This window comes from Niallia sp. 01092 (assembly GCF_052318935.1).
Classification (GTDB): Bacteria; Bacillota; Bacilli; order Bacillales; family Cytobacillaceae; genus Niallia.
Genome location: NZ_JBQRKO010000046.1, coordinates 1 through 9,524, shown reverse-complemented (window position 1 = coordinate 9,524; position 9,524 = coordinate 1). Strand labels below are relative to the sequence as shown.

Sequence of the window (9,524 nt, the reverse complement as noted above, 5' to 3'; positions counted from 1 at the left end):
ACAGTTATAGAGATAACTCTATAACTGTTTTCGTTAATGAATTTATTGTTTTAGATTTATTTTCTTATGTATCTTTGATTGCTAAATTCTTGTCAATATTTCCATTCAATATTAATTCAAAGCACAAAAAAACTCCCTCAACGAGAGCCTTACTTCATTAACTAACATTATACTTTTTATTAATTTTCATAGCTAGTATTCCCAAAAATTCATTTATTGTCATATTCTCTACTTTATCTGAATACCAAGAAAGCCTTGCTCCCATATCTTTACCATCGTAACTAACTTCTAAAGGCATATAGCCACTCATTCTTGAAGTTAGAGTATAATCGAACTCAATAATTAATACTTTACCTTCAGGTGTTTCTAGTTTAACTTTGTACCTTGGATGTGTGTACTCGGGTTTATACTTAACACCTTTAATCTTAGCTTTAATTTTCATTATTGGTTCTCCTTATAGTGTGTCTAAATACTATTATACCTTATGTAAGCAGGGAATAGACACTTAAAAGTGATAATATATTTAATTTTTATTGGAATACTCTACAACAGCAGTTGTTGTCAGGCACCATCGATGGACATATGTCCATCAAAAAAGACAGTTCCTAGCATTCATATAACATATTATCAGGGGATGAACGTTTGCGTCCGTGGAATTTGAATTCCAACCGCAATACTGTTTCCCCCCTTTACTTGTCTGGATCTCACTATCAGTTGCCTTCTAACCGTTATTCCTTAAAGTCTTTCATAACATCCACAAATGCATTTCGGTTATCATTAATAATTTTATCTAACTTATCCAATAGATCATTGAAATCTTTCTCACCTAATTGGTCTTTCATAAAGTACTGATAAAAGAGCATAAACGCGTATGCGATACCGGTATTATCTACATAAACTATACCGTTTCCACTATGCTTGATACTTGCGTTTCCATTTTCGTTTTTAATGTCAGTATGCAAATACTTCTCAAAATGTTTCTTAAGTGACTCTTGCACCATTTTATCAACTATGTCTTGTAAATTTTGATTTTTAGGATCCATAAGATACTCCTTCCTTTTTTTACATTAATTACTCTATGTAAAATAAATCTAATGAGTATAGTCTTTATCACTAAAAAAAGGAATTGTATTTTAATACTTGCAAAAAAAAGGAAGCGGAGAGAAAAGCTAGTCCAATAAGATTGCATAATACTCTCTTATTAAACCAGCTCTTCTTAATAGTTATTCTTCTTCTACTTTAGCTTTTGCAAAAACTTTAGCGTTACCACTGTCCTTAACATAAGAGTTACCATTATAAACATGAACGTGCGTTTTATTTTCGCCTTCTACATCACTTTCAACTTCTGATTCGGATTCACTCTTAGCTTTGTTCTTGTTTTTTAGTTCGGCTTCGTTTTCATTTTCGTTTTTGTTTTTTAGTTCGGTTTCGTTTTCGTTTTTGTTTTTTTGTTCAGCTTCGTTTTCATTTTCGTTTTTGTTTTTGTTTTCATTTTCTAGTTTGAAGATGTGTTTTGCAATAATAAGAGCAAGATCTTCTAAGCTAATTAAACTTTTATCAGTCATATGTTTTCCCCCCTTTCTCTTTTGATACTACATCATATTAAGAGGGGATCATTTTGTATAGTGTGGTTGCTCTGCGTCATAAGCATATTTTAAAATTAAAGTTTTACAAAGTTATTTCCGCTTTTTTCGATAATGGATTGTCCATTATTACTTGTCACTTCGAAATGGTGATTTGATATTCTTCCTATCCTTTCAAAGGATTGTTGTTCATAACTTTCTTTAGGTTCTTTTTCCTCTTTTAGTTGATTATGACCTTCAGTAACCTCTTGACTGAATAAGGAGGGTTTAAGCGTTGTTTTTTCATTGAGGGGTTGACTATTTCCAGCAGTAATTTCTTTTATATTAAGTGCTATTGGCAGAGGAGATTCCTTACGTACATCTTTTTGAATTTTATCAAAACTTGGTTGTTTATTAAGAGGATTTTCAGCTTTATCATTGTTTGTTTTTTTATCATTAATAGTCCAGTCTATTGATATTGAAAATCTCAATAGACTGAAAGGATCAATAATTTTTAGGAATCCTTCTAAATTATTGCCTTTTAAACATCCCTTGCTTATATTCTTCTCCATTAAATCACCTTTTCTAGTTTTTTATAATCACTTTATGCTGTTGTCCTTTTTAAGTGCGAATATATTTAAAAAAGGTCTTAATGAGTTTGATATGCAGTTGAACAAGGGGTAGCAGTAAGGTTATAATCAGAATTCCGCATAAGCTCCTCCTGGTAATGAAACCAAAAGAAACTCATTGGCTCCTTTTAATTGCCAGCCTTCGTAATAACTGCTATCGTGAAACAACTCTAAAATTATATTATTTTCAAACTCTACAACTAAATCCGAAATGTTCTCATAGTGTTGGATACTGATTATTTTCTTTCCTTTTATGTGTTTTTCGAGCGTTTTATACGATAGTGTACTAGACGATTTAATACAATCAGAATACCCAACTGCAATTTGATTAGAACTCAGCAATCGCCAAGGGCATTCAATGATTAATATCCCTTTTTCAAACAAAACGCCTAATTTAAGACCGACTTCAGACTTTACTTCAACAACCTTTTGTCCATTAAAGTCGGTAAAGTCTATATTACTCCATTTTCTAAACATATTTATCCCCACTCAATTAATCAATTTTAATCCTACGCTTTAAATCATCAGTTCTTTTAAAATAAATGGTATACTAATAAATAATATTGTGTAAAGAGAGTGATAGAAATGATCAGAACTATTAAAGAAAATGATTTACCTGATATTCTAGAGATATATAATGATGCGATTATCAACACGACAGCAATTTATGATTATACCCCACATTCCATTGAAGATCGAAAAGCATGGTATCAGCAAAAAATCGATGGAGGTTATCCGATTATCGTATTTGAAGAAGACAATAAAGTCATTGGTTTTGCTACTTTTGGACCATTTAGAGCTTTTCCTGCCTATAAATACACGATCGAACATTCCGTCTATGTACATAATGATGCACGTAAAAAAGGAATCGGCACGATGTTATTAAAAGCGCTAATAAACCTTGCCGAGAAGCAAGCCTATGCAACATTAGTTGCTGGAATCGATGCGGAAAATGAAAAAAGTATTATCGTACATGAGAAGTTAGGTTTTTATCATGCTGGAACAATCAAAAGAGCAGGATATAAATTCGGAAAATGGCTGGATCTTGCATTTTACCAATTAGATCTTAAAGGACCCGAAAACCCAGTGGAAAAATAAACCATTAGTTTTTATTAAGCAAAGATTAGCACAATCATGCAGGGGGATTCGATGATATTAGCAATTGGCATCGTTTATTTTAATCATAAAATAAAGAATGCATCTAACTATAAAAAACTAACCACAACTAAAATAAATAAATTAAAAAATAACTTTGATGATAAATTTGAAGTTTTATCTATTTCCGAACCATTTGAAGATTCTGGGGATTATTTTGTACGAGTTACTTGTTCCTTTCATATTCATATGGCTGAAAACTATTATAGAAAAAGTGTAGATGATTATGTAGGACAGGTTTTCCCAACACTTAGAGAGAGACTTCCTGCTAAAGTGATTTCCACTCAAGTTCACCACTTATCTAAAGTTTCCGATTTTCGAAACAAACGCGTTAAAACCATGTAATAGTTGCTAAGCTGGAGGGAGGAAAAATAATAATCTTTATCATGCATCATGATTTCTAAAAACAGATATAGATAATGATTATTACCACAAATAATCTTTTCCATTTCGTAATACTATAGAAGGAGCAAAAAATGAATTACGTAATAATCTCTTTATATTTAGTGATTGTACTCTTTCTTATACTTTTCTTTTTCTTTAGAAAATTATCGAAAAAAATTTCGTTGCATTTTGTTTGGTTATTTTTTGCGATTGTTTCCGTAGTAGGAATGATCTATAAAACGTTTTCAAAGTAAGCGGGAGGTTAGAATATGAGATTCAAACCTAAAAAGAAAAAAGATAAAGCACGAGAACAAAAATGGGAACTAATTGACATTGGTTTCGACTTTCTCGAACCTCTATACTTATTCGTACGTTTTATTATTCGTTCTATTGTGAAGATGATTAATTAAATCACCATTTTCCAATTTACATGGAAATCAATTATTTTTCTATAAATTTTTTGAAGATGCAAAAGGAAAAAGCAAGCCAATTTTTTCTTTATTGGCTTGCTTTTTCTACTTTCATGTATATTCTGGTGTCATTTTTTTGATTTCTTGTTCTGCATTGGAAAGACTAGTTATCCAAAGTTCTACTAAACGGACCCCATCAATTAATTCGATGTTTAATTCTTTGGCATATTCTTTGGCTGAACTTGTAAAAGAACCCGTTGTTATTACATAACCACCCTTTGCATTTCGTTTGATTATATTAGAATGAATAAGCGCAATAGGTTCAAACGATAAATCCCCTTGACAACACTTTACTTGACCTAAAAATAATTCACCGTTTACGGTATGTTCAAAGTCTACTCCAAAATCGCCAGAAGCAGGCGATACCCAAGTAGATCCACCTTTTGTTTTCTCTAAAATACTCGCTGCAAACAATTCAAACTCAATCGGACTTTCTTTAATATAGTTAATAGAAAATTTTTTTGCCTGTTCTTCTTCTTTTTTAAACCTTAAATATACCCCCATTGCCAACGTCTTTTTGATTTCTTCACTCGCATCAATTTGACTAGTTATTAATGAAAGTTTATAATTATCGTGCCTTTTTGTTAAAAAATAATGTATAAACGCACTAACGATTAATATGGCTGCAATCAACTCAATATAAAACATTTTTTCACCTCTATTTATAAGGATGAACCATTTTATGCTTCATATACTATTTTTCCAAAATTATAATTCTCTTTACAAATCATTGCAATTCCCGTGATGGGAGTAAATTTTCATATCAAATCTTGCCTTTTCGCAAAGGAAAATATTTCACATATTGTTCAATTTGTATTAGTATCAGTAGGTAGGCATATTAAATGTTTTACAAAGTAGTATTCGTATGTATCGTTAGGAGTGTGTTGAATGGAAAATTGGATTACAAATACTATGGAGGAATTTGGGTACTTCGGCATTTTTTTGCTTATCATGTTAGAAAACCTCTTTCCTCCAATTCCATCTGAAGTTATTTTAACATTTGGTGGATTTATGACGACTTATACTAGTCTCACTGTTTTTGGGGTGGTCGTTGTTTCAACTATTGGTTCCGTTGTTGGTGCTGTTATTTTATATTGGGTTGGGACGCTGCTCGACATGAATAGAATGGAAAAGATTATTAATAGATGGGGACATATATTAAGGCTTTCAACAGAAGATATATATAAAGCGAATGATTGGTTTGCTAAATTTGGAAACTGGACCGTCTTTTTTTGCAGATTCATTCCATTAATTCGAAGTTTAATTTCTTTGCCTGCAGGAATGGCACGAATGAATTTCGGCATCTTTTTATTATTAACAACTCTAGGAACACTTATTTGGAATTTTATTTTAATAAAAATCGGCGTAATGGTTGGCGGTTCATGGGAGAATATCGTGCAATATATGGATGTATATTCTAATTTTGTTTATGCTATCATCGCTGTCGCTATAATCGTTATTATTATACTATTTATTCGAAAAAGACTGCTTAAAGCTAAATAATGAAGTAAGGAAACAAGATATATTACAAAAATTGTATAAATCACATGCAAGTTTTGTTTTAAATTAGGACTTTTACATTTAACTAATTTATGGATATTAGGAATTTATGATCTATAACTTTGAAAAACTACCAGTTATCACCACCTAAAGGGACGGTTATTTAAACCATCCCTTCTCTTTAAACCTCGATATCGCTTCAATTCGATTTTTCACTTCTAATTTCTCTAAAATCATGCTTATATAATTGCGCACCGTACCTGTTTTGATAGAAAGCTCGTCAGCGATCTCTTTTGTATTTTTTCCATCTGCAACAAGAATAAGCACCTCTTTTTCCCGATCTGTAAGTGGGTTTTCTTCCTTATAAACATCATCAATCAACTCTGGAGCATAAATCCGTTTACCACTCATCACACTGCGAATGCTGCTTGCTAATTCTTCACTTGGACTATCCTTTAATAAATAGCCGCTTACACCTGCTTTTAATGCACGCTGAAAATAGCCAGAACGGGCAAATGTTGTTAAAATAATCACTTTACTTTGTTCCGTTTTCAACTCCTCAGCAGCGTCGAGTCCTGTTTTTCCTGGCATTTCAATATCCATGATACATATATCCGGTTGGAGTTTTTTGACGAGTTCGATTGCTTCTGCTCCATTGTTTGCTTTACCTATAACCTTCATATCCTCTTCAAGGTCAAGCAATGAACCTAAAGCGCCTAAAAGCATGCGCTGATCCTCTGCTATTACAATGGTAATCATACGAACTCCTCCTTTTCTATTTGCTTTACATCCTTTGGAACTTTTATTTTTAAAAGGGTGCCTTTTGATGAAACTAGTTCTAAGCTTCCATTTACAAATTCTAAACGTTCACGCATTCCTATTAAGCCATGGCCTTTGGAAAAATCTTTCTCTGTTACAACAGATAATCCATTATCCTGTATGAGTAATAGTATCTCAGTAGATGTTTCTTCAACTTTTACTGTGCAAGTAGTGGCACCACTATGTTTTACTATATTGGTTACCCCTTCTTTTAAACACATACTCAATATATTTTCAGCGATGGAAGACACTTTTGTAAGCTGAAACTCTTCATCATAATTAAACTGTATTTCTGCTGCTTGGAGAATTTGTTTAACAAGCAGCATTTCCTCTTTTAATTTAATTCCTCTCATTTGCGAAACCATTTTTCTTACTTCATTCAAGGCTGTTCGAGCCGTTTGTTGAACATCCTTTAATTCAGAACGGGCTTTTTCAGGATCTTTATTAATCAATTTTTTCGCTAAATCTGCTTTTAGTCCGATTAGAGAAAGTTTTTGTCCTAAAGTATCATGCAAATCACGAGCAATCCGCTGTCGTTCTTGTAATTTCCCGAGTTCGGAAATCCGTTTATTTGCATCTTCCAGCTTCTCCTCTAATTGTCCTCTTTCTTTACGATTATAAATCGTTAAAGGCAGGAGAATGACACCAAACCAAATAATCAACACAAAAGGCAGCTGATTATATAATAATTCATCATGCATGATTATTTTTAAATTTATCGCAACAGACATTAACACTAAATGGACAATATATAAAATCAAAAAAGGGATCTTTTTCTTTATATTGCCGATAAAATAAGATAAGAAAAAGGCAAAATAGACGTAGCTATATAGATAAGTCGCTGTGACAGAAATGGATATTAACAACGGTGTCCATATGTAAATAGTCCAGCTTTTTGCTGTATATGCTAGTCGATAAAATAAAAAGAACATCGTAGTTAAAATAATGCCTATGATAACATCCAATGTGGAAGAAGCGTGAAAAATGAAATAAAAGGGCAGTATGGTAAGAAGTGTCCAAATATACGGGGAAATCCCTGTACTTTTTTGCAACACTTTCAGTTTTTTAATCATAATTACCTCATTAATTTTAAAATATATTTCTTATTATTCATCATAACATAAACAAACAGCAATGCTTTAAAAGGCAAGTATGAAAAATAATTAAACTTGCCTAAACGGATCACTATTTGTTTATTTATATTCTATTTAAACTTCGGGTTTAGTAGAAACCTTCGTCAGAGATTGATGAATCTGTTTTAAATCAGAGAATGGAATGAATTGTTTCTTACCTTCATCCCATAAATGGAATTTTAATGAACGCAAGCTTGTTGTTAATGTTACTGTTGGAACATTTTGCAATGGTGCTGTATTCTTATGAACTTCTTCTAACAAATAATTCGGTACTCTTGGACTTAAATGATGAACATGGTGGTAGCCAATATTGCCAGTTAGCCATTGCATCCATTTTGGAAGCTTATAAAAGGAACTGCCTTCCACAGCTGCTTTTACATAATCCCAATCTTTATCTTCTTCAAAATAAGTATCTTCAAATGTATGCTGCACATAAAATAACCAAACACCAATACTTCCGGAGATTAAGAAAATCGGTAATTGAACAAGTAAAAAAGGTTCCCATCCTAGCGTAGTGACGAGCATTACAACAAGTAAAACGATGGCGATATTCGTAAAATACGTATTAGCACGTTCTTTCCAGCGAGCATCTTTTCTATTAAAGCGGTTCATGATTAAAAATTCGTAAATAGGTCCCAATATAAACATAATAAAAGGATTACGATATAAACGATATTTTAGTTTAGTAATTAAAGAAGCCTGTAAATACTCCTCTACGGTCATCATCCATAAATCTCCCACTCCACGCTTATCTAAATTGCTGCTTGTTGCGTGATGAATGGAATGACTGTGCTGCCATTTATTATATGGAAACATTGTAAGAATACCAGTTATCATCCCTAATATTTTATTGGCACGGCGGTTTTTGAAAAACGAGAAGTGACAGCAGTCATGAAATATGATAAAAATTCGCGTCAGAAAACCTGCTGCAAAAATAGTAAGTGTAAAAGTTAATAAATAAGAAATGGATAAGCTTTTATAAGCAAGAAACCATAGCAGAAAAAATGGTAAAATAGTATTTACAATTTGCCATATGCTATTTTTTGTTGTTGACTTTTCATAAGGAGCAATCGCTTTACGCAAATGCTTAAGATTTTGGATATTCATATTATATATTCCCCTTTTTTCATCATTGTCTCTATTTTAAAAAAAGGGATGCTTTTTTTGCAGACATACATGTCATGTACACTATATGACAAATGTCATGTGGGAATCTATTAAGGTTTAATTTTCATAGCATACTTGAGATCCCCAACAAGTTTTTCGGTTTTTTTGAATATTATTCCTTTTAACCCATTAATTATAAGTTCAGAATTAACAATGTACACATTATCAAAAAAAGAAAGGTGCGATCCGTTGTAATGGCTCAAATTAAAATTTATGGTTTTAAAGACCGATTAAATTCAATTAAGGAGAAACTATCAAATGTCATTCACTCTTGTATTGTAGAAGCATTTAAGTACCCATTAGATAAGAAAGTCCAGCGTTTTTTCCCAATGGACAAAGACAATTTTTGTTTGGAAATTGACAGAACGGAAGCATATACTATTATTGAAATCAGCGTATTTGAAGGTCGAACAGTCCAAGCTAAAAAACAATTGATACATCTGCTTTTTGACCGGATAAGCAGTGAGTTTCATATATCTCCTAAGGATATTGAAATTACCATTTTTGAGACACCAAAACATAATTGGGGAATTAGAGGATTATCCGGAGACGAATTAAAATTAAATTATGAAGTGAATATATAATATTAGAAAAATTTTTATATTGATTCAAAAGTACATTTCATTTGAATGTAGTCTGCACTTTTCATAAACACAATTATATAAGTGCAGACTACATTTTTTTCTTAGGCTCTTTTCGTATAGA

Annotated in this window: 14 protein-coding genes; 5 read left to right on the top strand and 9 right to left on the bottom strand. The window is 31.9% G+C overall.

The window, feature by feature from the left end:
• Window positions 1-157: 157 nt before the first annotated feature.
• From ACTXGU_RS22040 to ACTXGU_RS22020, 5 genes are all read right to left on the bottom strand, one after another.
• Complete coding sequence (locus ACTXGU_RS22040) at window positions 158-442, bottom strand: hypothetical protein (RefSeq protein WP_443483664.1); 285 nt, start codon at window positions 440-442, stop codon at window positions 158-160.
• A 286-nt stretch (window positions 443-728) separates the two neighbouring features.
• On the bottom strand, window positions 729-1,043 hold the full coding sequence (locus ACTXGU_RS22035; RefSeq protein WP_443483663.1) for a hypothetical protein: 315 nt from the start codon (window positions 1,041-1,043) through the stop codon (window positions 729-731).
• 180 nt (window positions 1,044-1,223) lie between these two features.
• Window positions 1,224-1,565: a hypothetical protein gene (locus tag ACTXGU_RS22030; RefSeq protein ID WP_443483662.1), complete on the bottom strand. Its 342-nt coding sequence runs from the start codon at window positions 1,563-1,565 to the stop codon at window positions 1,224-1,226.
• Between the two features lie 95 nt (window positions 1,566-1,660).
• On the bottom strand, window positions 1,661-2,134 hold the full coding sequence (locus ACTXGU_RS22025) for a hypothetical protein (RefSeq protein ID WP_443483661.1): 474 nt from the start codon (window positions 2,132-2,134) through the stop codon (window positions 1,661-1,663).
• Between the two features lie 126 nt (window positions 2,135-2,260).
• Window positions 2,261-2,668 carry a hypothetical protein gene (locus ACTXGU_RS22020; RefSeq protein ID WP_443483660.1) on the bottom strand — a complete coding sequence of 136 codons (408 nt, stop codon included), beginning with the start codon at window positions 2,666-2,668 and terminating at the stop codon, window positions 2,261-2,263.
• A gap of 108 nt (window positions 2,669-2,776) precedes the next feature.
• On the opposite strand from ACTXGU_RS22020, the gene ACTXGU_RS22015 reads away from it, so the two are divergent.
• The 3 genes from ACTXGU_RS22015 to ACTXGU_RS22005 all read left to right on the top strand — a co-directional run bounded on the left by ACTXGU_RS22015 (window position 2,777) and on the right by ACTXGU_RS22005 (window position 4,140).
• A complete protein-coding gene (locus tag ACTXGU_RS22015) occupies window positions 2,777-3,289 on the top strand; it encodes a GNAT family N-acetyltransferase (RefSeq protein WP_443483659.1) in 513 nt (170 codons plus the stop codon).
• 51 nt (window positions 3,290-3,340) lie between these two features.
• Entirely contained in the window at window positions 3,341-3,691 is a 351-nt protein-coding gene (locus ACTXGU_RS22010) for a hypothetical protein (protein WP_443483658.1), read from the top strand.
• A gap of 308 nt (window positions 3,692-3,999) precedes the next feature.
• Complete coding sequence (locus tag ACTXGU_RS22005) at window positions 4,000-4,140, top strand: hypothetical protein (protein WP_443483657.1); 141 nt, start codon at window positions 4,000-4,002, stop codon at window positions 4,138-4,140.
• Between the two features lie 111 nt (window positions 4,141-4,251).
• On the opposite strand, the gene ACTXGU_RS22000 is transcribed toward ACTXGU_RS22005, so the two are convergent.
• Entirely contained in the window at window positions 4,252-4,848 is a 597-nt protein-coding gene (locus tag ACTXGU_RS22000) for a restriction endonuclease (RefSeq protein WP_443483656.1), read from the bottom strand.
• Window positions 4,849-5,088: 240 nt separating this feature from the next.
• Here ACTXGU_RS22000 and ACTXGU_RS21995 point away from each other — a divergent pair, with 240 nt between their 5' ends.
• Window positions 5,089-5,703 carry a DedA family protein gene (locus tag ACTXGU_RS21995; RefSeq protein WP_443483655.1) on the top strand — a complete coding sequence of 205 codons (615 nt, stop codon included), beginning with the start codon at window positions 5,089-5,091 and terminating at the stop codon, window positions 5,701-5,703.
• A gap of 156 nt (window positions 5,704-5,859) precedes the next feature.
• On the opposite strand, the gene ACTXGU_RS21990 is transcribed toward ACTXGU_RS21995, so the two are convergent.
• From ACTXGU_RS21990 to ACTXGU_RS21980, 3 genes are all read right to left on the bottom strand, one after another.
• Window positions 5,860-6,459 carry a response regulator gene (locus ACTXGU_RS21990; protein ID WP_443483654.1) on the bottom strand — a complete coding sequence of 200 codons (600 nt, stop codon included), beginning with the start codon at window positions 6,457-6,459 and terminating at the stop codon, window positions 5,860-5,862.
• Complete coding sequence (locus tag ACTXGU_RS21985; RefSeq protein ID WP_443483653.1) at window positions 6,456-7,592, bottom strand: sensor histidine kinase; 1,137 nt, start codon at window positions 7,590-7,592, stop codon at window positions 6,456-6,458. The genes ACTXGU_RS21990 and ACTXGU_RS21985 overlap by 4 nt, the downstream gene beginning before the upstream one ends.
• A gap of 135 nt (window positions 7,593-7,727) precedes the next feature.
• The gene (locus tag ACTXGU_RS21980; protein ID WP_443483652.1) at window positions 7,728-8,759 is read right to left on the bottom strand and encodes a fatty acid desaturase; all 1,032 of its coding nucleotides are present in this window, start codon (window positions 8,757-8,759) and stop codon (window positions 7,728-7,730) included.
• Window positions 8,760-9,013: 254 nt separating this feature from the next.
• Between ACTXGU_RS21980 and ACTXGU_RS21975 the strand changes: the two genes are divergently transcribed.
• The gene (locus tag ACTXGU_RS21975; protein WP_443483651.1) at window positions 9,014-9,403 is read left to right on the top strand and encodes a tautomerase family protein; all 390 of its coding nucleotides are present in this window, start codon (window positions 9,014-9,016) and stop codon (window positions 9,401-9,403) included.
• Window positions 9,404-9,524: the final 121 nt, after the last annotated feature.